The sequence below is a fragment of the Stutzerimonas kirkiae genome, from assembly GCF_004327335.1.
Taxonomy (GTDB): domain Bacteria; phylum Pseudomonadota; class Gammaproteobacteria; order Pseudomonadales; family Pseudomonadaceae; genus Stutzerimonas; species Stutzerimonas kirkiae.
Map to the genome: position 1 here is coordinate 20,101 of NZ_QJUO01000035.1, position 23,473 is coordinate 43,573.

The window sequence follows — 23,473 nt, forward strand, 5'->3', positions numbered from 1 at the left end:
GCCAATGTCCAGATTCTTTATCGACCGCCCGATCTTCGCCTGGGTGATCGCCCTGGTGATCATGCTTGCGGGTGGCCTGTCCATCCTCGGCCTGCCGGTCAACCAGTACCCGAGCATCGCGCCGCCGGGCGTGGCCATCTCGGTCACCTATCCCGGTGCTTCCGCGCAGACGGTGCAGGACACCGTGGTCCAGGTCATCGAGCAGCAACTCAACGGCATCGATGGTTTGCGCTATATGTCGTCGGAGAGCAACTCGGACGGCAGCATGACCATCACCGTGACCTTCGAGCAGGGCACGGACCCCGATATCGCCCAGGTCCAGGTGCAGAACAAGCTGCAACTGGCCACGCCGTTGCTGCCGCAAGAGGTGCAGCAGCAGGGGATTCGCGTGACCAAGGCGGCGCGCAACTTCCTGTTGGTGATCGGCCTGGTGTCGAGCGATGGCTCGATGACCCGTGCCGACCTGGCCGACTATATCGTGTCGAATATCCAGGACCCGATTTCACGGACGTCTGGTGTGGGGGATTTCCAGGTATTCGGTTCGTCCTATGCCATGCGTATCTGGCTCGACCCGGCCAGGCTGAACAACTTCAGCCTGACACCGGTCGATGTCAGCACGGCGATCCAGGCGCAGAACGTCCAGGTCGCCGCCGGTCAGTTCGGCGGCTTGCCGGCGGTGCCGGGGCAGCAACTGAGCGCGACCATCATCGGCAAGACCCGCCTGCAGACGCCCGAGCAGTTCCGCGAGATCCTGCTGAAGGTCAACAACGATGGTTCACAGGTGCGCCTGAAGGATGTCGCCAGGGTCGAACTGGATTCGCAGAACGTTTCCATCAATGCCCTCTATAACGGCATGCCGGCCTCGGGGCTGGCCGTCAAGCTGGCGACCGGCGCCAATGCGCTGGATACCGCCAAGGCGGTTCGCGCGACCATCGCCGAGCTGGAGCCCTTCTTCCCGACCGGGATGAAGGCGGTCTACCCCTACGACACCTCGCCGGTCGTCTCGGTATCCATCACCAATGTGGTGCATACCCTGTTCGAGGCCATCGTGCTGGTGTTCCTGGTGATGTACCTGTTCCTGCAGAACTTCCGCGCCACCCTGATTCCGACGCTGGCGGTGCCGGTGGTGTTGCTGGGAACCTTCGGTGTCCTGGCGTTGTTCGGTTTCAGCGTCAACACCCTGACCATGTTCGCCATGGTGCTGGCCATCGGCCTGCTGGTGGACGATGCCATCGTGGTGGTGGAGAACGTCGAGCGGGTGATGGCGGAGGAAGGGCTGTCACCGCTGGAAGCCACGCGTAAATCCATGGGGCAGATCCAGGGCGCGCTGGTGGGCATCGGCCTGGTGCTGTCGGCGGTGTTCCTGCCAATGGCGTTCTTCGGTGGTTCCACCGGGGTGATCTACCGCCAGTTCTCGGTCACCATCGCCTCGGCCATGGCGCTTTCGGTGCTGGTGGCGCTGGTCTTCACGCCAGCGTTGTGCGCGACACTGCTCAAGCCGATCCCCAAGGGGCACCATGAAGAGAAGCGAGGTTTCTTCGGCTGGTTCAACCGTACCTTCGAGCGTGGCGTCGATAGTTACGAAGGTGGGGTGAAAAGGGTTCTGCGGCGCAAGCTACCGTTCCTGCTGGCCTACCTGCTGATCTTTGCCGGCATGCTGGTGCTGTTCGACCGCCTGCCCAGTTCTTTCCTGCCCGACGAAGACCAGGGAGTGCTGTTCGCCCAGGTGCAGACGCCGGCCGGCTCCAGCGCCGAGCGTACCCAGCAGACGGTGGATGCCATGCGCGAATACCTGCTGAAGGAGGAAAGCGATGTGGTCAACTCGGTGTTCACCGTGACCGGCTTCAACTTCGCCGGGCGCGGCCAGAGCTCGGCGATGGCCTTTATCAGCCTGAAGCACTGGGATGAGCGCAAGGACTCCGAAAGCAGTGTGTTCGCCCTGGCGGCGCGTGCCCAGGCGCACTTCGCCAACTTCCGCGACGCCATGGTCTTCGCCTTCGCCCCGCCGGCGGTGATGGAGCTGGGCAACGCTTCCGGCTTCAACTTCTTCCTGCAGGACATGGCCGGTGTCGGTCACGATGAACTGATGACGGCACGCAACCAGTTCCTCGGCATGGCTGGCAAGGACCCGCGGCTGTCAGCGGTACGGCCCAATGGCCTGAATGACGAGCCACAGTACCAGTTGACCATCGACGACGAGAAAGTACGGGTGCTGGGCGTGTCCCTGAGCGATGTCAACAACACCTTGTCGATCGCCTGGGGCTCCAGCTACGTAAATGACTTCATCGACCGTGGCCGGGTGAAGAAGGTGTACATGCAGGGCGAGGCCAGTGCACGGATGAACCCCGAGGACCTGGAGAAGTGGTTCGTGCGCAATGACCAGGGCGAGATGGTGCCGTTCAGCGCCTTCACCACGGGCGAGTGGGTATATGGCTCACCCAAGCTGACCCGCTACAACGGTGTCTCGGCATTCGAGATTCTCGGTGAGGCGGCGCCCGGCTACAGCACCGGTGATGCCATGGAGGCGGTCGAGGAGATCATGGCCAAGCTGCCCGCAGGGGTCGGTTATTCCTGGACCGGCCTGTCGTACGAGGAACGGCTCTCGGGGAGCCAGGCGCCTGCTCTGTTCGTCTTGTCCCTGCTGGTGGTATTCCTGTGCCTGGCGGCGCTCTATGAGAGCTGGTCGATTCCCTTCGTGGTCATATTGGTGGTTCCGCTGGGGGTTGTCGGCGCGCTGCTGGCGACCACGGGCCGGGGCCTGTCCAACGACGTGTTCTTCCTGGTGGGATTGTTGACCACCATTGGCTTGACCGCCAAGAACGCGATCCTCATCGTGGAGTTCGCCAAGGACCTGTACCGCGATGGCATGGAATTGTCCGAGTCGGCGGTCGAGGCCTGCCGTATGCGCTTGCGGCCGATCATCATGACTTCCCTGGCCTTCACCCTCGGGGTGTTGCCACTGGCGCTGGCCAGCGGCGCGGGGGCGGGCAGCTCGCATGCCATCGGTACCGGTGTGATAGGCGGTATGCTGACCGCCACCGTGCTGGTGATTTTCTGGGTGCCATTGTTCTTTGTACTGGTGTCTTCGCTGGCGGGCCGCAAGAAAGCCGCGGCAGCAGCCGAAGATGATAAGGAGACATCGCAGTGAATAAATCCGTACTTGCCCTGGCCCTGTCGGCTGCCCTGGGTGGTTGTTCATTGATCCCGGACTACCAGCGTCCGCAGTCCCCGGTGGATCAGGCCTGGCCGCAGGGCGAAGCCTACGGTGCCGCCGCCGCGGCCCGGACTTCCGCTGCGAGTCTTGGCTGGCGTGAGTTTTTCCGCGAACCGGCGCTGCAGCAACTGATCGGCGTGGCCTTGGAGAACAACCGTGACCTGCGGGTGGCCGCGCTGAACGTCGAGGCCTACCAGGCGCTGTACCGCGTCCAGCGTGCGGGGGTCTTCCCTTCGGTCAGTGCCGACGGTGCGGGCAATCGCACCCGTACGCCGGCGGACCTGAGCAGCACGGGTGATTCGGCCATCGGTTCACAGTACAGCGCCACCCTGGGCGTGTCCTGGGAAATCGACCTGTTCGGTCGCCTGCGCAGCCTGCGCGACCAGGCGCTGCAGGAATACCTGGCGACGGAAGCCGCGCAGCGCAGTACGCAGATCAGCCTGGTGGCGAGTGTCGCCAATGCCTGGTTCACCCTGCAGGCCGATCAGGAGCTGCTGCGCGTCACCCGCGATACCCTGCGCACCTATGAAGAAAGCCTGTCGCTGACCCAGAGCAGTTTCGATGTCGGTGTCGCCTCCGCACTGGAGCTGCGCCAGGCCCGCAGTGCGGTGGAAAGCGCACGGGTCACCATCGAGCAGTACACACGGCTGGTGGCTCAGGACCGCAATGCGCTGGTCCTGCTGCTCGGCCAGGGCGCGCTTGGCGAGCTGAATGCGGGCGCCGGGCTGGATCGCGGCCAGTTGGCCGAGTTGCCGGCGTTCCTGCCATCCGACCTGCTGCTCAACCGTCCGGACATCCAGCAGGCCGAGTATCAGCTACGTGCGGTCAATGCCAGTATTGGCGCGGCGCGCGCGGCATTTTTCCCGCGTGTCAGCCTGACCGGTGCCGCCGGTACGGCCAGCAGCGAATTGTCCGGCCTGTTCGATTCCGGTTCGGGCTACTGGACCTTCGCCCCCAGCATCAGCCTGCCGATCTTCAATGCCGGCCAATTGCGGGCCAACCTGGACTATGCGGAAATTCGCAAGAACGTCCAGGTCGCCGAGTACGAAAAAGCCATCCAGGTCGCCTTCAGCGAGGTGGCCGATGGCCTGGCCGCGCAGGAAACCTACAACCGCCAGGTGCAGGCGCAACGCAACCTGTTGCAGACCAGCGAGGATTACTACGACCTGGCCGAGCGCCGCTATCGCACCGGTGTGGACAGTTACCTGACATTGCTGGATGCGCAGCGGCAGCTATTCACTGTGCAGCAGCAACTGATCAGCGACCGGCTTGCGCAACTGGTCAGCGAGGTGAATCTGTTCAAGGCCATGGGCGGCGGCTGGCTGGAGAGTGCCGGTAATCCGCAGGGGTAAAGTGTCCTGCCCAGGCAGGAGCGGCCTCGGCCGCGGCTGGCATTGCCCGCAAGCGTTTCGCGGGCAACCCGTTCTACGAGCGCCGCCTTCGGGCGGCGTTCGCGTTTCTGTCGTCCGTGTCGTTCAGGCGAGCAGGTCGTCGCCGATGCCTTCCAGCCGCAGCAATGCGGCCTTGGTCGGCAGGCCGCCGCCGAAGCCGGTCAGTGCGCCATTGCTGCCGATCACCCGGTGGCAAGGCAATACGATGGGCAGCGGGTTGCGGCCGTTGGCCGCGCCGATGGCGCGACTGGCCCCGGGCCTGCCGACGTGCCTTGCCAGCTCGGCGTAGCTCCAGGTCCGGCCATAGGGGATGTCGGCCAGCGCCATCCAGACCTGGCGCTGGAAGGCGGTACCCTGTGGCGCCAGGATGAGGTCGAAGTGCCGTCGTTGGCCCAGCAGGTAGTCGAGCAACTGCCGGCGTGGCTGTTCCAGGTACTCGGGATGGTGGACCCACTGTGCGCGCCCAGGGGCGTCGTAGCGGTTTTCCGCGAACAGGATATGGCGCAGGCCATGCTCGTCCGCCGCTACGGTCAGTGGGCCGATCGGGCTGTCGAAACGGTCGTAGTACAGCGTCATGTGGATTGCTCCTCGGCCATGCAGCCGAACTATACCCGACGTGCCCATGCCTGGGGCAATGGGCGGGAGGGATCAGGCGATGCGGGCAAAGGGTCGAAAAGAGCGCCGGAAAGCTGGAGGCCGGACGAGAGGGCTTGGTCGCCTTCTCGTCCAGCCCCGGCGCTTTTAGCGAAGCGCCGGGAGCGACGGCATCGCGCGATCGCCTGCGCGGCCTCGTCGCTTACGACTCGCGGTTGCGGGTCAGCAGGGCGGGTTTCTCGCCACGTGGGCGGCTCGGCAACTGTTCGAGTTGTTCGAGGCTGGGCAGGCGATCCACCTTGGATTCCTTGTGGATGATCACCGGCTGTTTCTCCCGCGGCGTTTGCCCGGCGGGCTCCGCCGCGAACTCGCGCTCCGGGCGACGGTTGTCATTGTTGCGCCGTGGCTGGCCGTTGCGCGGCTGTGCCGCCTGGCCGGGGCGCTTGCCCTTGCCGGCGCCGCCACGAGGATTGCCGGCTCCGGCTGCGCGCGGCTGTTCCGCACGGGGCTGGGACGGCGCGCCGGGGCGACGGCCACGACCCTGGGATTTATTCTGGTAGGGGCTGACGTAATCGACGCGGTTACCGAAGTTGTCCACCTCATCGTCGAGAAAGACCTCCGGGTCGCGATCCGACGGCAGACGCGGCGGCCGGTTGGTCGCTGGTTGGCTCTGGGCGCTGGCGCTGGCGCTGGCCTTGTTGCGGTTGCGCGGATTGCGCGGTTGGCGCTCCTTGGCTGCGCCGCCTTCGGCCGCCGGCTTCTTGCGCTCGCCGCGAGGTTTCGCTTCGCCGCGAGGCGGGCGGGGTGGACGAGGCGGCTGCGGCTCACGTACTTCGGGTTTTTCCGCTTCGACACTGGAGGCGTCGAAGCCCATGGGGTCGCCGTCGGGAATACGCTGCTTGGTCATGCGCTCGATGCCCTTGAGCAGCTTTTCCTCGTCCGGCGCCACCAGGGAGATGGCTTCGCCGCTGCGCCCGGCACGCCCGGTGCGGCCGATGCGGTGCACGTAGTCTTCTTCCACGTTGGGCAGCTCGAAGTTGACCACGTGGGGCAACTGGTCGATATCCAGACCGCGTGCGGCGATATCGGTGGCGACCAGGATGCGCACGGCATTCGCCTTGAAGTCGGCCAGTGCCTTGGTGCGGGCATTCTGGCTCTTGTTGCCGTGGATGGCCACGGCGGGCAGGCCATGCTTGTCCAGGTATTCGGCGAGGCGGTTGGCACCATGCTTGGTACGGGTGAACACCAGTACCTGTTCCCAGGCGCCCTGGGTGATCAGGTGGGCCAGCAGGGCGCGCTTGTGGCTGGAGGGCAGGCGGAATACGCGCTGCTCGATACGCTCGACCGTGGTGTTCGGCGGCGTGACCTCGATACGTTCCGGCTCGTGTAGCAGCTTGCCGGCGAGATCGGTGATGTCCTTCGAGAAGGTCGCCGAGAACAGCAGGTTCTGGCGTTTGCCCGGCAGTTTTGCCAGGACTTTCTTGACATCGTGGATAAAGCCCATGTCGAGCATGCGGTCGGCTTCATCGAGCACCAGGATTTCCACATGGGAAAGGTCGATGGCTTTCTGGTTGGCCAGGTCGAGCAGGCGACCGGGGCAGGCGACCAGTACATCGAGGCCCTTGGCGACCGCCTGGACCTGAGGGTTCATGCCGACGCCGCCGAAGATGCAGGCACTTTTCAGCGGCAGGTCGCGGGCGTAGAGCTTGAAGCTCTCATGCACCTGGGCGGCCAGTTCGCGGGTCGGGGTCAGCACCAGCACGCGCGGCTGGCGCGGGGTGTGGCGGTGGTCACGGTCGGGATGTCCGCCGGGAAACAGCAGCTCGAGTACCGGCAGGGCGAAACCACCGGTCTTGCCGGTGCCTGTCTGGGCGGCGACCATCAGGTCGCGGCCTTGCAACACGGCGGGGATGGCCCGCTGTTGCACTGGAGTCGGGTGGGCGTAGCCGGCGGCCTCGACGGCATTGGCTAATGCCTCGGAGAGACCGAGGGAAGCAAAGGACATGAGTGATCCTGTCATGTAAGGGGCAAGGCCCCGGGATAATCATGCCTGGCTCGAATCGCGACTGGCGTGCGATCCCGTTCGGTCCTGCCGAATGCGAGTGGTATCGACATCCGAACGTAAGCCTGGCGCAAGCGCGGTGCATGGCAGAGGTCCGCCAGCACCACATTGGTGGGACAGTTTGGCAGCAGATGGGTTCATTAGCCAAGTCTTTTGTGCGCTGTCGCCAGGGCTGCGCGACAAACAGCCGAAAAGAGCGCCTTTAGCGAAGCGCCTGGCCCGTGAATAACGGCATCGCGCCACATGGGGGCATCCGCTAGACTGGGTGCCGTTTTCGTCCATCGGTTCCGCCCATGACCTTCGTTTCCCTCGGCCTGATCGATCCGCTGCTGCGGACGTTGGAGCAACTCGACTACCGTACGCCCACGCCGGTCCAGCTCAAGGCCATTCCTGCCGTGCTCAAGGGCCGCGATGTGGTGGTGGCGGCGCAGACGGGCACCGGCAAGACCGCCGGTTTTACCCTGCCGTTGTTGCAGCGGTTGTTGCAGGAGGGGGCGCCGGTGGCGAGCAATTCGCTGCGCGCGCTGGTGCTGGTGCCGACCCGCGAACTGGCCGAGCAGGTACATGAAAGCGTGCGCCGCTACGCCAGTGGGCTGCCCCTGCACAGTTATGCCGTCTATGGCGGCGTCAGCATCAACCCGCAGATGATGGCGCTGCGCAAGGGCGTGGACGTACTGGTGGCCACCCCGGGGCGCCTGCTCGACCTGTACCGGCAGAACGCGATTCGCTTCGAACGCTTGCAGATCCTGGTGCTGGACGAGGCCGATCGTATGCTCGACCTGGGCTTTGCCCGCGAGCTGGACGAGCTGTTCTGCGCCTTGCCGCGCAAGCGCCAGACGCTGTTGTTCTCCGCGACTTTTTCCGATGCCATCCGCACCTTGGCCGGCGAACTGCTGCGTGACCCGCTGTCGATCGAGACCGGCGCGCGCAATACCGCCGCGCGGACGGTCCGGCAGTGGCTGGTGCCGGTGGACAAGAGGCGCAAGACCGAACTGTTCCTGCACCTGCTGGAGCAGCGGCGCTGGCCCCAGGTGCTGGTGTTCGCCAAGACCCGCAAGGGCGTCGAGCAACTGGCGGATACCTTGCGACAGGCGGGCATCGCCAGCGACGCCATCCATGGCGATCGCCCGCAACCCGCGCGCCTGCGGGCGCTGGAGCGCTTCAAGGCGGGCGAGGTGCGGGTGCTGGTGGCCACCGACGTGGCGGCCCGCGGCCTGGATATCGAGGAACTGGAGCAGGTGGTCAACTTCGACCTGCCGATCGTGCCCGAGGACTACGTGCACCGTATCGGTCGCACCGGGCGCGCGGGCGCCACGGGCGAGGCGATTTCCCTGGTCTGTGCCGATGAGGTGGAACAACTGGCGGCCATCGAGACGTTGATACGCCAGGTGCTGCCGCGCCACGAGGAAGGTGATTTCAGCCCCGAACATCGGGTACCGCAGACCGGCGCGGGCGGGCAGGTAATGAAAAAGCCGAAGAAACCGAAGAAGCCCAGGGAAACGTCCGGCAAGGGCAAGGTGCACCTGGGCAACTGGTTCGAGGAAAGCGAAAAGCCCAACGTCCGGGCGGTGCGCAAGATGCCTGGCCTGAGCGGCAAGCGACAGAAATAGCTCAGAACCTGCCGCGCCCTGTACCTCGGGGCCGGTGTGGATGAGCGGCAGTCAGTCTGCCGGGCCGAGCAGGAGCGACTCGCCGTCCTGCGTCAGGCGTATCGCGGCGATGCTTGGCAGGGCCTGCAGGAAGCTTTCGATATCGTCCAGTTGCACCACGGCATCTATGCGTGGGCCACCAGGCAGGGCACGGACCGGCTGCTGGCGGTGGCGCGACAGTGCTGCGGCGATTTCAGCGAGGTCGGCCTGTTCGAAGACCAGCCTTCCATTCTGGAAGGCGAAGGCGTTGTCGGCCGCGATGGCCAGGCGCCGCAGCCGACCGTCGGCGGCGACCTCCACGACCTGCCCGGCGCGGAGCTGCAGGCTCTGCCGCGGGCTGGTCACTTCGACCAGGCCGCGTTCGACGCTGATGCGCAGGCGCTCCGGCAGGCGGCTGACGACGAAGTGGGTACCGAGCACCCGTACCTGCGCCAGGCCGGCATCGACGATAAAGGGCCGTTGCCGGTCGCGGGCCACATCGAACGCGGCTTCGCCATGCAGTAGCAGAATCTGTCTTTGCACCTTGCCGTACATCACCTGCAGGCGGCTGTCGGCGTTGAGGAAAACCTGGCTGCCGTCGCGCAGGCGGTGCCGCAGGCTTTCGCCGATACGGGTTTGCAGGGGCAGTTCGAAGGCGCCATGGCGATAGCTGTGCAGGCCGTAGCCACCCAGGCCCAGTAGCAGGAACAGTCCGATACCGCCGCGCAGGACGCTGCGGCGCTTGAGGGCACGGCGCTGTTCCAGGGCATCGGCCAGGGCCTGGCTGCGCGGGATGGAAGAGAAGTCGCCCCAGAGCTCGCAGAAGGCCTGGTATTCGCTCCGGTGTTCAGGGCTGGCGGCCAGCCAGGCGTCGAACTCGGCGCGTTGTGGGTGGCTGGCATCGCTGTTCTGCATGCGGCTGAACCAGCGGGCGGCCTGCTCGCGGGCGCGGCTCACGGTTGCAGCAGTTCGCGCGCGGTGCGCAGGTCGAGCAGGGCACGCATCATATGGCGCTCCACCATGTTGACGCTGATGCCCAGTTGCCTGGCGATTTCAGCCTGGGTACAGCATTCGATGCGTGCCAACCAGAAGACTTCGCGGCAGCGCGCCGGCAGGCAATCGAGGATACGTTGCAGGGCCTGCAGGCGCTGCTGAATGTCCAGCAGGTGCTCGGCGGAAGGCAGCATGCCGCCAGACCAGGCATCCCCGCAGTCCAGTGCCTGTTCCGGCAGCTCCGCATAGCGGGACTCGCGGCGGATATGATCGATCAGCACCGAGTGCGCGACCCGGCGAAGGTAGGCGTTTGGACGTTCGAGGGGCTGCGGGTGGCTGCTCATGGCAAAACGCAGCAGCGCATCGTGCAAAACATCCTGGGCCCGCTGGACGCAACGGGTCTGTCTGCTCAGGCTGAGCAGCAGGTCGCCATAGGCCCAGCGCAGGTCGATGCCTTGCCAGTTCATGGAGTGCGTCCTTGGAGTGCCGGAAGGGGCGGGAAAGGATACGTTGGTGGGAATCGTTCGTAAACAAGAGGCTGCTGGTCTGCCGTCGCCATGGCGCCTGCCTGCCGCCTACACGCCTTCCAGGCTACCGATGACGATGCTCTTGATGATAAAGCCGAGTACGCCCAGGCCAAGGGCGAAGAACAGTACGAAGGTGCCGTAGCGGCCCGCCTTGGACTTGTGTGCCAGGTCCCAGACGATGAAGGCCATGAACAGTATGAGACCGCCGACCAGGATGATCATCATCCACTCTTCGAAGACTTCGGGTTCCATCTTTCACTCCGTTGGCGAGGCCGGACGGCGCGGGGCCGCGCGTTGTTCAGCCGTATTGAGGGTAGCCGTGGAGCATGCTGCCCATGGGCTACGGAAAAGCTGCCCGATTATACGCGATGTGCCGTCATTGTCCGTGTGCGGGAGCGGGGTGTTCAGCCGAGGGCGATTGCATGAATGCCAGCCTTCGCTTGTGCACGGGATATACCCTGCATCAGGTGCCTGTCTATTGTTACGACTGGATTGGCAACAGTGTGTCTGGCTTCAGGATCGTAGAGCGCGACCTCTGGATCATCGTCCCTGGCATCCGCACAGCCACTTTCGGCGGCGCCTGCAAGAAACAGCCTGCGAAACTGGAATTTCTGCGAAGGATTCGGGCACAACGCCGACGGCTCTTTCCATAGTCGCCTCGGTATTCGCCGCGAGCCCGGCCGACCCTGATACGAAACCTTCGCCGGCAGGGATGTCGGCGAAGAGCGCCCCCTTATTCATATGGGTGACGGGTTCATGCGTGTTTCGTAGCGGGGCTGGTCGGGTTCGCGACACCGCGGACAACAGAACACCGCCAGCGGTGTACGGCCAGTCGCAACGAGGCAACGCACTATCATCCTGTCGCTACGGCCATGGGCCGTGATTGCCCTGGGGATCGTCCGCTTGTACTGCGCCGCTTGTGTTGTCCTGATACGCTTCGCCACTGGCGTGTGCTGGCACTTTGGCGGAAGATAGGCCGCCTTTCGCATCCCGGGATGGCAAGGGCTGGTCTGATTGCCCGAGGTGCTCTGCTAAGCGCTCTCCGCTCGCTATCCTGGTGGGTAAGCAATGGCGCGTGTCTTCGCCGTGCCGTTCGATATGGGAAGCTCTATCACGAGATATCTATGAAGTTGAAGGATTTGTTGCGTTTTCCAAGCATGGCCCTGCTGGTTGGCCTGCTTTCGCTGACCGGCTGCGCGACACCGCCGCCGGTGGCCTTTTACAGTCTGGACAATGGGGCGCCGAGAGTTCCCGAGCAGATGGGAAATATTGCCGTTCTGCTAGGCCCGGTGACGCTGGCAGGCTATCTGCGGAGTGATGCCCTGCTGCAGCGCCAGGCCGACGGCAGCCTGGCGCAAGCGCCTGGCAAGGCGCGTTGGGCGACTGGATTGCAGCAGGACATCGAGCAATTGCTGCTGCGTCAACTGGCCTGGCGCTTGAATAGCCAGCGGCTGGTGCTGGCGCCGGCGGACCCGGGCTTCGTTGCCGATGTGCAGGTCGAGTTGTCCATCACGCGGCTGGATTCCGGCCCCGAGCAGATGGCCGTGCTGGAGGCTCAGTGGCGACTGCTGGACAAGGCAGGCAAGCACCTGGACAGTCGACTGGTGGCTCTGGACGAACGGCATCAGGGCGATGTCGCCGATCAGGTACGGGTGCAGAGCGTCCTCTTGCAGCGCCTGAGCGCCCAGTTGGGTGGGGCCATAGCTGAAGTGCACCAGGCGTCCGCCAAATCGCCGGCGCCCGTGCGCCCCCGCGCTCAGCCGCGGGCCGAGGCGGCACCGTCGCGGCGACCGGTGGAGCCGATTCGTACGGACATGGAAGTGTTCCGTTTCTAAGCATTCGCAACCGAGCGATCGGTCCTGCTTCACCGACTAGGAATCTTAATGGCCAAACGCCAATTGAGCCGCAGACAGAGCTGGCGCATCGACAAGATTCAGGAGGAGCGCGCCGCCCGCGCCGCCAAGCGCGAGTCGCGCCTGGTGGATGAGCTGGAAGGGGGCGATCTGGGCCCGGAGCAGACCGGGCAGGTGATCGCCCACTTCGGTGTGCAGGTCGAAGTCGAAGCATGCGATGGCGAACTGGCGGGCCAGGTATTCCGCTGTCACCTGCGGGCCAACCTGCCGACCCTGGTCACGGGCGACCGGGTGGTCTGGCGCCCGGGCAACCAGGGCATCGGCGTGATCGTGGCGCAATTGCCGCGGCTGTCCGAACTGTGCCGGCCGGATGCGCGTGGCCAGTTGAAGCCGGTCGCGGCCAATGTCGACCTGATCGTCATCGTCTTTGCCGCTTTGCCTGAACCCCACGCCAATCTTCTCGATCGTTACCTGGTGGCCGCCGAGCATGCCGGCATACGCCCGTTGCTACTGTTGAACAAGGCCGACCTGGTCGGCCCGGACAATAATGCGGCGCTGCATGAGTTGCTGGCGGTGTATCGCGAACTGGGCTATCCGTTGCTGGAGGTTTCCGCCCGGCAGGGCCTCGGCATGCAGGAGCTGAAGGCGCGCCTGGATGGGCACATGAGTGTGTTCGTCGGGCAGTCGGGGGTGGGCAAGTCCTCCCTGGTCAATGCGCTGCTGCCCGGCGTGGATACCCGGGTAGGGGCATTGTCCGAGGCGACTGGCAAGGGCACGCACACCACGACTACGGCGCGCCTGTTCCATTTCCCCGGGGGGGGGGAGTTGATCGACTCCCCGGGCATTCGCGAGTTCGGCCTGGTGCATGTCAGTCGCGATGATGTGGAGGCAGGTTTTATCGAGTTCGGCGATTATCTCGGTCGCTGCCGTTTCCGCGACTGCAAGCATGATCGCGAGCCCGGCTGCGCGCTGTTGGCGGCGCTGGAGGCCGGGCATATCCGCCCGCAGCGCATGGCCAGCTACCGGCATATCCTCAGCGGATTATAGCGGCAGATAAAAGCGGAAACTCGCTTGACCGGATTCTGGCCGCGCCTCGCACACTGATTTGCAGCTTGCAGCTTGCAGCTTGCAGCTTGCAGCTTGCAGCTTGCAGCTACTTGCCTTCCCCGCGCTTGGCCATGATGTCCTCGAGGCTCAGGCCGGTCAGGCCGTGGATGGTCTGCCAGAGGAAGTAGAAGATGGCGATCATCATCAGCATGCTGGGGATGGCGATCATCGGATAGCTGAGCAGGGTCATGCGGCCCAGTTCGGCGTTGAAGGCTTCGCTGCCGGCGGGGCTGACGACGATCCATTTGGCCAGTGCGTAGTTCATGGCCGAGGAGAAGAAGAAGGTGCCGCTGAGCATGTAGGTCGCCCGCAGCAGGCGCACTTCGAAGTCCCTGGTCTTGCCCTTGAGTTCCAGTTGTTCCTGGATGCGTTCGACATCGAGCACATTGGGGTTGTAGAGCAGGGTGCGGATCAGCGGGAAACGGGTGCGCGTCGAGGCCAGCACCGCGATACCGATGATGCCGGGAACCGCCGCTTCCTTGATCGCCAGCCACTGGCTGTCCAGTTGCAGTAGCCCGATACCGCCAGTGAGCAATACGCTGACCATCCCGAGCAGGGCGATCCAGTTGAACTTGCGGTATTTGAGCAACTCCAGCAGTCCCCAGCCAAGGGGGAAGGCGAGGGCGGCGAGCAGGGCGCCATCGGCCCCCAGGCGTTCTTCGCTGCTGAGCTTCATCAGGATCAGTGACGGGATCACGATGCTGACGGCCAGGTCCACCAGGGGACGGGGCTTGTGCTGTGGCGTGCGGCGGGTTTCTGGCATGGGTGTGTTCGGGCTCGTGATTGAAAGGCTGGTCAGGTTCTGTACGAAAGGTACCTGTGCTGTGACCGGTTCGGAATGCTCATTCACCACACGTAAGCTCCGCTTCCTCTGCGGTTTTTCCTGGCCTACGCTCGGTGACTTTTCGTACGGCACCTATGGCTCGGCGGTATCGCTGTGTTTCTTCACCCATTGGCCGTATTCGAAGCCCAGCACTATCAGGATCGCCATGGCGAACGGCAACAGCAGATAGAAGGCGCGAAACACGATCAGTGCCGCCAGCACATCGGCGGTCTGCAATTCCGGCAGCGCCGCCAGGAAGGTCACTTCGAGCACGCCCAGGCCACCGGGGGCGTGCGAGAGCAGGGCCAGGGAGAAGGACGCGAGGAAGACCCCGAGGATGACCAGGTAGCCCGGGTTGTTCTCGGTCGGCAGGGCGAAGTAGATGATGGCCGCCGCACAGACCAGCTCCAGCGGGCCGGCCAGCAACTGGCGACCGACGATGGGCAGGCGCGGATACTCGATGGTCCACTTGCCGAGGCGTAGCGCCGGCATCTGGCGCCAGGCGCCGATGGTATAGAGGCCGACCAGCCCGAGCAGGGTGCAGCCGATGGCGATGGTTATCCAGGGTTCCACATCGACGACGCGGTCCAGCAGGTGCGGGTTGAGCACCAGTACTATGCCGGCTGCGAAGATTACGCCGAGGGCGAAGGTCAACGAGCAGAAAACGATGAGGATGCCGATTTCCTGCGGTGTCAGGCCCTTGCTGCGGTAGGCGCGGTAACGCACCACCGCGCCGGAGAACACCGAGGCGCCGATATTGTGCGCCAGGGCATAGGTGGTGAACGAGCACAAGGTGATGAACCACCAGGAAATATGCCGCCCCAGGTGCGCCATGGCGATACGGTCATACCAGGCCAGCGCCGCATAAGCGCCCAGCGTGGCCAGTGCGGCCAGTACCCAGTTCTTGTGGCTGATGGCTTTGAGACTGCCAGTGAGGTCATCCAGTGAGATGGTGCGGATCTCGTGATAGAGCAGATAACCGGACAGAAGTACCGCCACGATCCCTATCAGGGTCCAGGCGGCATCGCTCCTTTTCATCATGGGGGCTCCTCGGCCTCTTCTTGGTTGTGCGGCCCGGAGCGGAGTGGCTGGCGAGGCAGGCCAGTGAACATGGACTGACCATCTTTCTCTGCCAATGCCCTGGTGCAGGCGGCAACGCGCGATTTCCATCAAGCAGTGCCGCTGTGCAGTCCGCCCATTGCCGCAGGGTCGTGCCCCGCGGCAGATGGCTGTCGTTGACCGGATGGCGAAGCAGGCAAGGCCTGATTCGTTCGCTGGGTCTGACGCAGTAGCCCGCTTTTCATTAAGGTTGTGAAGGGTACACCTTCAACACTGCCCGGTGCGAGCGCTTGCGGACTTCCTGGTGTTTCAAACTTTTCCACTGTCGTCGTGGCGCCCGGCCTGCCCGGGCGGTCGCGTGGTGTGCGGTGGAATGACACGGCCCGGAGGGGGCTGGCGCTGTGCGAGTTCCTCGGCGAGGGTCGTTTTCAGGGTGTAGCCGGCCACGGGTTTGACCAGCACATGCCTGATGCCGGCGTTGCGGGCGGCGCTCCTGGCGGGGGCGTCGTTGATGCCGGTCAGCATGATCAGCAACGGGTCGTGGTTGATGCCGGTATCCTCGCCGATCCTGGCCGCCAGTTGCAGGCCGGTCATGCCCGGCATGTCCTGGTCGAGCAGGACCGCGTCGAAATATTCCTGCAGGTGGGCCTTGGTTCTGAGCAGCGCCAGCGCCTCGCGGCCCGACGCCGCCGTACTGATCTGCATGCCCCAGTTGCTGCACTGCAGCATCAGTACCTTGCGGCAGGTGTCGTTGTCATCGACGATCAGTATCCGGGCGCCCTGCAGTATGCCGTCCTGGGCGGTCTTCGGCTGGTCGAGGCGGCTGCCGTCGAGGGGCAGGGTGAACCAGAAGGTGTTGCCCTGGCGGTCGTCGCTGTCGATGCCGGATTCACCCTTCATCATGCGTATCAGCTTGCGCGCGATGATCAGGCCCTGGCGCCCATGGGGCCTGCCGGAGAGCAGCTCGCGGCTATCCGGCTCGTCACTGAGCAATGCTTCGCGCTCCTGCGGGGATAATGGCTGGGCACAGTCCTTGATGGTGATTCGCAGGTATGGGGTCGGGCCGCTGTCTTCCAGGGTGGCGCTGAGCAGGACTTCGCCTTCCTCGGTATGGCCGATCGCGTTTTCCAGCAGGCTGAGCAATGTCTGGCGCAGCCGCGTCGGGTCACCGCTGATGACGCGCGGCAGGCGCGGGTGAACGAAGCCGATCAGTTCGATGTGCTGCTGTTCGGCCTTGCCGCGCTGGATGTTGAGGCAATCGTCGATCAGTGCATGGAGGTCGAACTGCACGTCGTCCAGCTCCATCTGGTCTTCTTCGAGCTTGGAGATATCGAAGAATTGGTTGATCAGACTGAGCAGTTCATTGCCCGAGCTGTGGATGGTCTGCACGTAGTCCCGCTGTTTCTGCGATAGCGATGTGCCCAGCAACAGTTCGCTCATGCCCAGTACACCGTTCATTGGCGTGCGCAGTTCGTGGCTGATCTGTGTCAGGACTTCGGCCTTGGTCCGCAGTTCGGCGCTGTTCACCGCGTGGGCGGTGAACTGGTTGCGGCGGTTGGATTGTATCTGCCCCAGGCGTTCATGCTGGGCCAGGCTCAGGATCAGGCCACAGATGCCGGACAGGCTGAATATCACCCCGCCCAGCCAGCCCGCGGGGAGCAGGGTCAGCCCCAGCAGGGCCGGCAGCAACAGGCTGAATCCTAGGCTGAACAGCGCGCAGGCGATGATCACCAGGCGGGCGGGCAGGTAGCGTTGGCGCCAGTGGTGAAGTGCGATGAGGATCGCGCCGGCATTGGCGAAAAGGCAGGCGGCCTGCAGCATCCAGTCTTTCCATAAGGGGCTCTGGGACATGACTAGCAGTGCCAGAAGCGCCAGTGCCGCCATCTGCCCATTCAGCAGCCAGGTACTCCAGGTGCGTTTGCGCCGGGCGAAGAAGGCCCGGGTGAAGCCCAGCAGGCAGAAGCTGGCGAGCAGCGCGGATAGATCGGCGATCGGCGACTGGCTCGGCCCCAGCTCCGGCAACAGGACCGGCAGCAGGCCGAAATTGATGATGGCGCAGGGCAGCAGCGCCAGGTGCAGTATGGCCAGCCACAGGTGCCCACCGCTGCGCACCAGGGCGAAACGCAGCAGGTTGTGCATGGCCAGCAGCGCCAGGGCACCGAACAGGGCACCGAACAGATAGGCGGGCCGTGCCTCGTTGGCCAGGCCGCTCTCGTCCAGCACATCGAACCAGGCCATCAGTGGATGGCTCGATTGCAGGCGTATGTAGGCCTGGCGTGGCTGGCCATCGTCCGGTAGGGAGAACAGGTAGGCGCGGGTCGGCAGCGGACGGGCGCTGGCCGGGCGGCGGTCGCCGGTTTCCTGGTAGCGCTCGATGCCACCGTCCTTGAGCAGGTAGAAGTCCAGGTATTGAATGCGCGGCGCGAACAGCGATATCCACTGTGGCTTGTCGCCGGCGGGGATGGCCAATTGCAGCCAGATGGCGCGATCACCGGCCGGGGCCGCGTAGGCCTGGCGGCCCAGGCGCTGGAACAGGGCACGCTGCTCCAGTACTTCATCGAAACTCAGCAGGCCGGAATGATCGATGAGGATGCGCCAGTTCTGCGGGTTGTCGTCCGCCGTCGCTGTCGTATTGGCTTGCATGAACAGGTCGGACGTGAGCGCATGCCCCGAGGACGGCGCTGCCACGATCAATAGCAGGCTGACGGATAAGATGGCGGTCCAGAGCCGACGCACAGGGACAATTCCTTTATGTGGTCGGCGCAGTATAGTGTAGCCGCGCCACGTGTGACGGCAGATTTTCCCGGGGCTGTTGCCATTTCGTCGTGATCGCACCGGAGCGGCGGCAGAACAGTGTCAGGTCCGACAGCCTGCCCGCCGCACGCGGTGCCGACTCATCGTCAGCTTTCTGGCTGTTCGCGGGCGATGGCGCGGTAGCCGATATCCTTGCGGTAGAAGCCGCCTTCCCAGTCGATGGCGGCCGCCAGGGCATAGGCATTGTGCTGGGCCTGGGCGACGCTGTCGCCCAGTGCGGTGGCGCAGAGCACACGCCCGCCGGCGGTGACCACCTGGCCGTCCTGCAGGCGGGTGCCGGCATGGAAGACCTTGCCTTGCAGGCGCGCGGCCACGCCCAGGCCGTGGATCGGCGTGCCCTTGGCGTAGTCGCCAGGGTAGCCGCCCGCCGCGAGCACCACGCCCAGGCTCGGGCGCGCATCCCACTGGGCCTCGACCTTGTTCAGGGCCTGGGCCAGGGCGGCCTCGACCAGCAGCACCAGGCTCGATTGCAGGCGCAGCATGATCGGTTGGGTTTCCGGATCACCGAAGCGGCAGTTGAATTCGATCACCTTGGGCGCGCCGTTCTTGTCGATCATCAGGCCGGCATAGAGGAAACCGGTGTAGACGTTGCCCTCGACGGCCATGCCGCGCACGGTCGGCCAGATGATCTCGTCCATGACCCGCTGGTGCACCTCGGCGGTGACCACCGGTGCTGGCGAGTAGGCGCCCATGCCGCCGGTGTTCGGCCCGCTGTCGCCGTCGCCGACGCGCTTGTGGTCCTGGCTGGTGGCCATCGGTAGCACGTTATGGCCGTCGACCATGACGATAAAGCTGGCTTCTTCGCCGTCCAGAAACTCTTCGATGACCACCCGTGCCCCGGCATCGCCGAAGGCGTTGCCCGAGAGCATGTCGCGTACCGCTTCCTCGGCTTCCTCCAGGCTGAGGGCGACGATCACGCCCTTGCCGGCGGCCAGGCCGTCGGCCTTGATCACGATGGGGGCGCCTTTTTCGCGCAGGTAGGCCAGGGCCGGCTCGACTTCGGTGAAGTTCCGGTAGTCGGCGGTGGGGATCGCGTGGCGGGCCAGGAAATCCTTGGTGAAGGCTTTCGAGCCTTCCAACTGCGCGGCGGCGGCGGTCGGGCCGAAGATGTCCAGGCCGCGCGTGCGGAACAGGTCGACCACGCCTCTGACCAACGGCGCCTCCGGGCCGACGATGGTCAGTTGCACGTTGCTCTCGGCGAAGTCGGCCAGCCGCTCGATGTCCAGTACGTCGATATCGACGTTCTCGCACTTGGCCTCGGTGGCGGTGCCAGCGTTACCGGGGGCGACGAAGACCTTGCCGATGCGCGCATCCTGCGCGACCTTCCAGGCCAGCGCGTGTTCACGACCGCCGCTGCCGATGATCAATACATTCATTGCATACAAACCCTGCTTTGGGCTGAAGGCTGGAGGCTGGAGGCTGGACGAGGGTGTCGCTTTTTCGTCCAGCCTCCAGCCTATAGCCTCCAGCGGTTTTTACGATCAGTGTCTGAAATGGCGCATGCCAGTGAATACCATCGCGATTCCGGCCTCGTCGGCCGCGGCGATCACCTCGTTGTCGCGCATCGAGCCGCCCGGCTGGATGACGGCGGTGATGCCGGCCTTGGCGGCGTTGTCGATGCCGTCGCGGAACGGGAAGAAGGCGTCCGAGGCCATCACCGCGCCGGGTACCGGCAGGCCGGCGTGCTCGGCCTTGATCGCGGCGATGCGCGCCGAGTTGACGCGGCTCATCTGGCCGGCGCCGACACCGACGGTCTGGCGGTTCCTGGCGTAGACAATGGCGTTGGACTTGACGAACTTGGCCACCTTCCAGGCGAACACCAGGTCGTGGATTTCCTGCTCGGTGGGCGCGCGCTTGCTCACGACCTGGAGGTCGGCGGCGGTGATCATGCCGATATCGCGGCTCTGCACCAGCAGGCCGCCGTTGACGCGTTTGAAGTCCCAGGCTGCGGCGCGCTCGGCCGGCCACTCGCCGCATTCCAGCAGGCGCACGTTGGCCTTGGCGGCCACCACTTCGCGGGCGGCGGCGCTGATTTTCGGCGCGATGATGACTTCGACGAACTGGCGCTCGACGATGGCCTGGGCGGTTTCCCCGTCCAGTTCGCGGTTGAAGGCGATGATGCCGCCGAAGGCCGACTCGCTGTCGGTGGCATAGGCCAGGTCATAGGCCTTGCGGATACCGCCTTCATCCTCGGGCACTACCGCCACGCCGCAGGGGTTGGCATGCTTGACGATGACGCAGGCCGGCTTGACGAAGCTCTTCACGCATTCCAGCGCGGCGTCGGTGTCGGCCACGTTGTTGAATGACAGTTCCTTGCCCTGCAACTGCACGGCGGTGGAAACGCTGGCCTCGCCCTTCTCCGCCTCGACGTAGAAGGCCGCGCTCTGGTGCGGGTTCTCGCCGTAGCGCATTTCCTGAGTCTTGATGAACTGGCTGTTGAAGGTGCGCGGGAACAGGCCACGGTTTTCGGTGCCGAGGGTCTCGGCGCGCTGGTCGATGGTGCCCAGGTAGTTGGCGATCATGCCGTCGTAGGCGGCGGTATGCTCGAAGGCCTTGAGCGCCAGGTCGAAGCGCCGGGCGTAGGTCAGGCCGCCGGCCTTGAGGGATTCGAGGATGCCGGCGTAGTCGCCAGTGTTGACCACGATGGCGACATCCTTGTGGTTCTTCGCCGCGCTGCGGACCATGGTCGGGCCGCCGATGTCGATGTTCTCGATGGCGTCGGCCAGGTCGCAGCCGGGCTTGGCCACGGTGGCGGCGAAGGGGTAGAGGTTGACCGCGACCAGGTCGATCGGCCTGATGCCGTGCTCGTCCATTATCGCGCCGTCCAGCGCGCGACGGCCGAGGATGCCGCCGTGGATCTTCGGATGCAGGGTCTTGACCCGGCCGTCCATCATTTCCGGGAAGCCGGTGTAGTCGGCCACCTCGATCGCGGCGATGCCATTCTCGCGCAGCAGCTTGTAGGTGCCGCCGGTGGAGAGGATTTCCACGTTCAGCGCGGCCAGTTCGCGGGCGAAATCGACGATGCCGGTCTTGTCGGAGACGCTGATCAGCGCGCGACGGACGGGCAGGAGGGTGGTTTGGTCGGTCATAGCGGTTCCATCGGAAGGTAGACAACGCTGGAGGCTGGAGGCTGGACGAGGTGTCGCTTGTTCGTCCAGCCTCCAGCCTTGGGCCTCCAGCGGCTTTAAAGAAGATCGTATTGCTTGAGTTTCTTGCGCAGGGTGCCGCGGTTCAGCCCCAGCAGCTCGGAAGCCTTGGTCTGGTTGCCCTTGACGTGGCTCATCACCGTCGCCAGCAAGGGTGCTTCGACTTCGGACAGCACCAGATTGTAGACATCGGTGACTTCCGCGCCTTCGAGGTGGGCGAAGTAGTTGTGCAGCGCCTTCTCGACGCAGGCACGCAACGTCTGGCCCGCTTCGCTGGGGGCGTTCAGATGCTGCTTGAAGTTCAGGTTGTCGCTCACGGCTGTCGTTCCGGTTACCAATGTGTCATTAAGCAGCGTCATGCGGCTACCCCTTCCCCTGCTCCGGTGCCCGTGCGGTATTCGGCGAAGAACGCCCTGATACTCGCGCACTGTGCGTCCCGGTCTTCCAGACGGTTGAATCGGGAGCGGAAATCCCGTGCCCCCGGTAATGTTGTCAGATACCAGCCGACGTGCTTTCGTGCGATGCGCGCGCCCATGACATCACCATAGAAGGCGTGCAAGGCATCGACGTGCTCCAGCAGAATGCTTTCCTGCTCGGCTGCCGACGGCGGCGGCAACAGTTCGCCGGTCGCCAGGTAGTGTTCCATTTCGCGAAATATCCACGGCCGCCCCTGGGCCGCCCGACCGATCAGCAGGGCATCGGCACCGGTCGCCTGCAGGACCTGGCGCGCCTTCTGCGGCGAGTCGATGTCGCCATTGGCGAATACCGGAATCGACAGTGCCTGTTTGATCGTAGCGATGGTTTCGTATTCTGCCTCGCCATTATAAAGATCGGTACGGGTGCGACCATGTACCGCCACTGCGGCAATGCCGCACTGCTCGGCGATGCTGGCCACCGCGAGGCCGTTGCGGTGGTCGCGGTCCCAGCCAGTGCGTATCTTCAGCGTCACCGGCACCGTCACGGCGGCGACCACCGCTTCGAGGATTGCGCCGACCAGCCGCTCGTCCTTCATCAGGGCGGAGCCGGCGGCCTTGTTGCAGACCTTCTTGGCCGGGCAACCCATGTTGATGTCGATGATCTGTGCGCCCATCTCGACATTGCGGCGGGCGGCCTCGGCCAGCATTTGCGGGTCGCCGCCGGCGATCTGCACCGAGCGCGGCTCGGCATCGCCCTGGTGCAGCATGCGCAGGCGCGACTTGCGGCTGTTCCACAGGCGCACATCGCTGGTGACCATTTCCGATACCACCAGGCCGGCACCCAGCCGCCGGCACAACTGGCGGAAGGGCTGGTCGGTGACGCCCGCCATGGGGGCGAGAATCAGCCTGTTGGGCAATGTATAAGGGCCGATGCGAACCGATGACATGAAGATTCCCTGCTGGTGGAGCCTGTTCACGAGTTATCGAAATTGCCCTGTCGCACGGGGCTGTACGAACCACTCCGAACGGCTGCCGGGGTCGATCGGGGACTGCAAAAAAGGGTGGGCATGATACCCGCTCTGTATGACCGGATAAAGGTCGGTTTGAACAAAATCTGAGCAATCGGCCTGTGCGGCGATGCCGTTGCGGGGGGAGGCGGGAAACGCCTTGCTTATTCCGGGGAGTGGAAGTGCAGGCTGTAGTTCACGGCGTTGGCGCCGGGGTCGAGTATGTCCAGGGCGATATGGATAGGGATCTGGGAGGGCATTTCGGTCTGTCCGGCCAGTTCGCCGGCCAGGTACTCGCCGGGCTTGAAGGTTCTGCTGGCCAACTGGCTACCGTTCAGGTCGGCGAAGCGGATTTCCAGCAGGGGGAACGGCTGGGCGAAGGGCGCACGATTGTAGAGGATGGCGTCCACCACCAGTGCCGAGTCGAACTCCGGGTGGCTGCGCACCACCAGGTTGCTGCTCTTGATCTGGCTGACATCCACACGGCTCGGCACTGTACAGCCGAGGCTGGGGCAGAATCGCTCCAGCCAGGGGCGGTACTGCTCCTGGCGCGCCAGTTCGTCGAAGTTATAGGCGATGTACTGGCCGGCCAGCGCCAGCAGCGCCAGCAGGTTCAGTAGGCCCCAGAGTAACCAGCGACCCCAGGGCTTGCGAGGCTTGCGCCAGTCGAGGTGGAGGGGCTCGTCGTCCAGCTCGACGCGCCCGGAACGGGCCGGCCCGGTGGGTTCCGCCGGGGCTGGAGCGTCCGGCTGGGGGAGGGGCTGTTCTGGCGCTTCCAGTGCCGGTTCCGGGGGCGACTTATCGGGGTGTTCCGGTCGCTCCGCTCGTTCGGGCGGGAG

At 64.7% G+C, this 23,473-nt stretch carries 18 protein-coding genes; 5 read left to right on the forward strand and 13 right to left on the reverse strand.

Annotated features, from left to right (window positions below; translation table 11 throughout):
• Window positions 1-4 precede the first annotated feature (4 nt).
• Complete coding sequence (locus DNJ95_RS16215; protein WP_131185771.1) at window positions 5-3,148, forward strand: efflux RND transporter permease subunit; 3,144 nt, start codon at window positions 5-7, stop codon at window positions 3,146-3,148.
• Window positions 3,145-4,566: an AdeC/AdeK/OprM family multidrug efflux complex outer membrane factor gene (adeC, locus tag DNJ95_RS16220; protein ID WP_131185772.1), complete on the forward strand. Its 1,422-nt coding sequence runs from the start codon at window positions 3,145-3,147 to the stop codon at window positions 4,564-4,566. The genes DNJ95_RS16215 and adeC overlap by 4 nt, the downstream gene beginning before the upstream one ends.
• A gap of 123 nt (window positions 4,567-4,689) precedes the next feature.
• Here adeC and DNJ95_RS16225 read toward each other — a convergent pair whose 3' ends face one another.
• Both DNJ95_RS16225 and DNJ95_RS16230 read right to left on the reverse strand, forming a co-directional pair.
• A complete protein-coding gene (locus tag DNJ95_RS16225; protein WP_131185773.1) occupies window positions 4,690-5,181 on the reverse strand; it encodes a methylated-DNA--[protein]-cysteine S-methyltransferase in 492 nt (163 codons plus the stop codon).
• A 220-nt stretch (window positions 5,182-5,401) separates the two neighbouring features.
• Window positions 5,402-7,204: an RNA helicase RhlE2 gene (locus tag DNJ95_RS16230; RefSeq protein ID WP_131185774.1), complete on the reverse strand. Its 1,803-nt coding sequence runs from the start codon at window positions 7,202-7,204 to the stop codon at window positions 5,402-5,404.
• A 350-nt stretch (window positions 7,205-7,554) separates the two neighbouring features.
• On the opposite strand from DNJ95_RS16230, the gene DNJ95_RS16235 reads away from it, so the two are divergent.
• Window positions 7,555-8,871, forward strand: coding sequence for an RNA helicase RhlE1 (locus DNJ95_RS16235; protein ID WP_131185775.1), 1,317 nt, complete (start codon window positions 7,555-7,557; stop codon window positions 8,869-8,871).
• 51 nt (window positions 8,872-8,922) lie between these two features.
• Here the strand turns inward: DNJ95_RS16235 and DNJ95_RS16240 are convergent, their stop codons facing one another.
• From DNJ95_RS16240 to DNJ95_RS16250, 3 genes are all read right to left on the reverse strand, one after another.
• Window positions 8,923-9,846: a FecR family protein gene (locus tag DNJ95_RS16240; RefSeq protein ID WP_131185776.1), complete on the reverse strand. Its 924-nt coding sequence runs from the start codon at window positions 9,844-9,846 to the stop codon at window positions 8,923-8,925.
• The gene (locus tag DNJ95_RS16245) at window positions 9,843-10,349 is read right to left on the reverse strand and encodes an RNA polymerase sigma factor (protein ID WP_131185777.1); all 507 of its coding nucleotides are present in this window, start codon (window positions 10,347-10,349) and stop codon (window positions 9,843-9,845) included. Before DNJ95_RS16245 ends, DNJ95_RS16240 begins: the two co-directional genes overlap by 4 nt.
• A gap of 108 nt (window positions 10,350-10,457) precedes the next feature.
• Window positions 10,458-10,661 carry a DUF2788 domain-containing protein gene (locus DNJ95_RS16250; protein WP_131185778.1) on the reverse strand — a complete coding sequence of 68 codons (204 nt, stop codon included), beginning with the start codon at window positions 10,659-10,661 and terminating at the stop codon, window positions 10,458-10,460.
• 872 nt (window positions 10,662-11,533) lie between these two features.
• Between DNJ95_RS16250 and DNJ95_RS16255 the strand changes: the two genes are divergently transcribed.
• Together DNJ95_RS16255 and rsgA are read left to right on the forward strand one after the other, a co-directional pair.
• Entirely contained in the window at window positions 11,534-12,244 is a 711-nt protein-coding gene (locus DNJ95_RS16255; protein ID WP_165491644.1) for a PqiC family protein, read from the forward strand.
• Between the two features lie 48 nt (window positions 12,245-12,292).
• Complete coding sequence (gene rsgA, locus DNJ95_RS16260) at window positions 12,293-13,309, forward strand: small ribosomal subunit biogenesis GTPase RsgA (protein WP_131185779.1); 1,017 nt, start codon at window positions 12,293-12,295, stop codon at window positions 13,307-13,309.
• Between the two features lie 106 nt (window positions 13,310-13,415).
• Here the strand turns inward: rsgA and DNJ95_RS16265 are convergent, their stop codons facing one another.
• From DNJ95_RS16265 to DNJ95_RS16300, 8 genes are all read right to left on the reverse strand, one after another.
• Window positions 13,416-14,132 carry a VC0807 family protein gene (locus DNJ95_RS16265; protein WP_131185780.1) on the reverse strand — a complete coding sequence of 239 codons (717 nt, stop codon included), beginning with the start codon at window positions 14,130-14,132 and terminating at the stop codon, window positions 13,416-13,418.
• 153 nt (window positions 14,133-14,285) lie between these two features.
• Entirely contained in the window at window positions 14,286-15,233 is a 948-nt protein-coding gene (locus DNJ95_RS16270) for a lysylphosphatidylglycerol synthase transmembrane domain-containing protein (RefSeq protein ID WP_131185781.1), read from the reverse strand.
• 327 nt (window positions 15,234-15,560) lie between these two features.
• On the reverse strand, window positions 15,561-17,987 hold the full coding sequence (locus DNJ95_RS16275; protein ID WP_420824397.1) for a 7TM-DISM domain-containing protein: 2,427 nt from the start codon (window positions 17,985-17,987) through the stop codon (window positions 15,561-15,563).
• A gap of 164 nt (window positions 17,988-18,151) precedes the next feature.
• Window positions 18,152-19,441, reverse strand: coding sequence for a phosphoribosylamine--glycine ligase (purD, locus tag DNJ95_RS16280; protein WP_131185782.1), 1,290 nt, complete (start codon window positions 19,439-19,441; stop codon window positions 18,152-18,154).
• A gap of 105 nt (window positions 19,442-19,546) precedes the next feature.
• Window positions 19,547-21,154, reverse strand: coding sequence for a bifunctional phosphoribosylaminoimidazolecarboxamide formyltransferase/IMP cyclohydrolase (gene purH, locus DNJ95_RS16285; protein ID WP_131185783.1), 1,608 nt, complete (start codon window positions 21,152-21,154; stop codon window positions 19,547-19,549).
• Between the two features lie 95 nt (window positions 21,155-21,249).
• Entirely contained in the window at window positions 21,250-21,570 is a 321-nt protein-coding gene (gene fis / locus DNJ95_RS16290; RefSeq protein WP_131185784.1) for a DNA-binding transcriptional regulator Fis, read from the reverse strand.
• Window positions 21,567-22,574 carry a tRNA dihydrouridine synthase DusB gene (dusB, locus tag DNJ95_RS16295; RefSeq protein WP_131185785.1) on the reverse strand — a complete coding sequence of 336 codons (1,008 nt, stop codon included), beginning with the start codon at window positions 22,572-22,574 and terminating at the stop codon, window positions 21,567-21,569. Before dusB ends, fis begins: the two co-directional genes overlap by 4 nt.
• Window positions 22,575-22,798: 224 nt before the next feature.
• On the reverse strand, window positions 22,799-23,473 hold a 675-nt coding region (locus DNJ95_RS16300), incomplete at its 5' end, for a DUF3426 domain-containing protein (protein WP_131185786.1).

Coding starts and splice junctions, on each gene's coding strand:
- DNJ95_RS16215 (WP_131185771.1), top strand. CDS start 5: ATGTCCAGATTCTTTATCGACCGCCCGATCTTCGCCTGGGTGATCGCC.
- DNJ95_RS16225 (WP_131185773.1), bottom strand. CDS start 5,181: ATGACGCTGTACTACGACCGTTTCGACAGCCCGATCGGCCCACTGACC.
- rsgA (WP_131185779.1), top strand. CDS start 12,293: ATGGCCAAACGCCAATTGAGCCGCAGACAGAGCTGGCGCATCGACAAG.
- DNJ95_RS16265 (WP_131185780.1), bottom strand. CDS start 14,132: ATGCCAGAAACCCGCCGCACGCCACAGCACAAGCCCCGTCCCCTGGTG.
- purD (WP_131185782.1), bottom strand. CDS start 19,441: ATGAATGTATTGATCATCGGCAGCGGCGGTCGTGAACACGCGCTGGCC.
- DNJ95_RS16230 (WP_131185774.1), bottom strand. CDS start 7,204: ATGTCCTTTGCTTCCCTCGGTCTCTCCGAGGCATTAGCCAATGCCGTC.
- dusB (WP_131185785.1), bottom strand. CDS start 22,574: ATGTCATCGGTTCGCATCGGCCCTTATACATTGCCCAACAGGCTGATT.
- DNJ95_RS16235 (WP_131185775.1), top strand. CDS start 7,555: ATGACCTTCGTTTCCCTCGGCCTGATCGATCCGCTGCTGCGGACGTTG.
- DNJ95_RS16245 (WP_131185777.1), bottom strand. CDS start 10,349: ATGAACTGGCAAGGCATCGACCTGCGCTGGGCCTATGGCGACCTGCTG.
- purH (WP_131185783.1), bottom strand. CDS start 21,154: ATGACCGACCAAACCACCCTCCTGCCCGTCCGTCGCGCGCTGATCAGC.
- DNJ95_RS16250 (WP_131185778.1), bottom strand. CDS start 10,661: ATGGAACCCGAAGTCTTCGAAGAGTGGATGATGATCATCCTGGTCGGC.
- DNJ95_RS16270 (WP_131185781.1), bottom strand. CDS start 15,233: ATGATGAAAAGGAGCGATGCCGCCTGGACCCTGATAGGGATCGTGGCG.
- fis (WP_131185784.1), bottom strand. CDS start 21,570: ATGACGCTGCTTAATGACACATTGGTAACCGGAACGACAGCCGTGAGC.
- DNJ95_RS16255 (WP_165491644.1), top strand. CDS start 11,534: ATGAAGTTGAAGGATTTGTTGCGTTTTCCAAGCATGGCCCTGCTGGTT.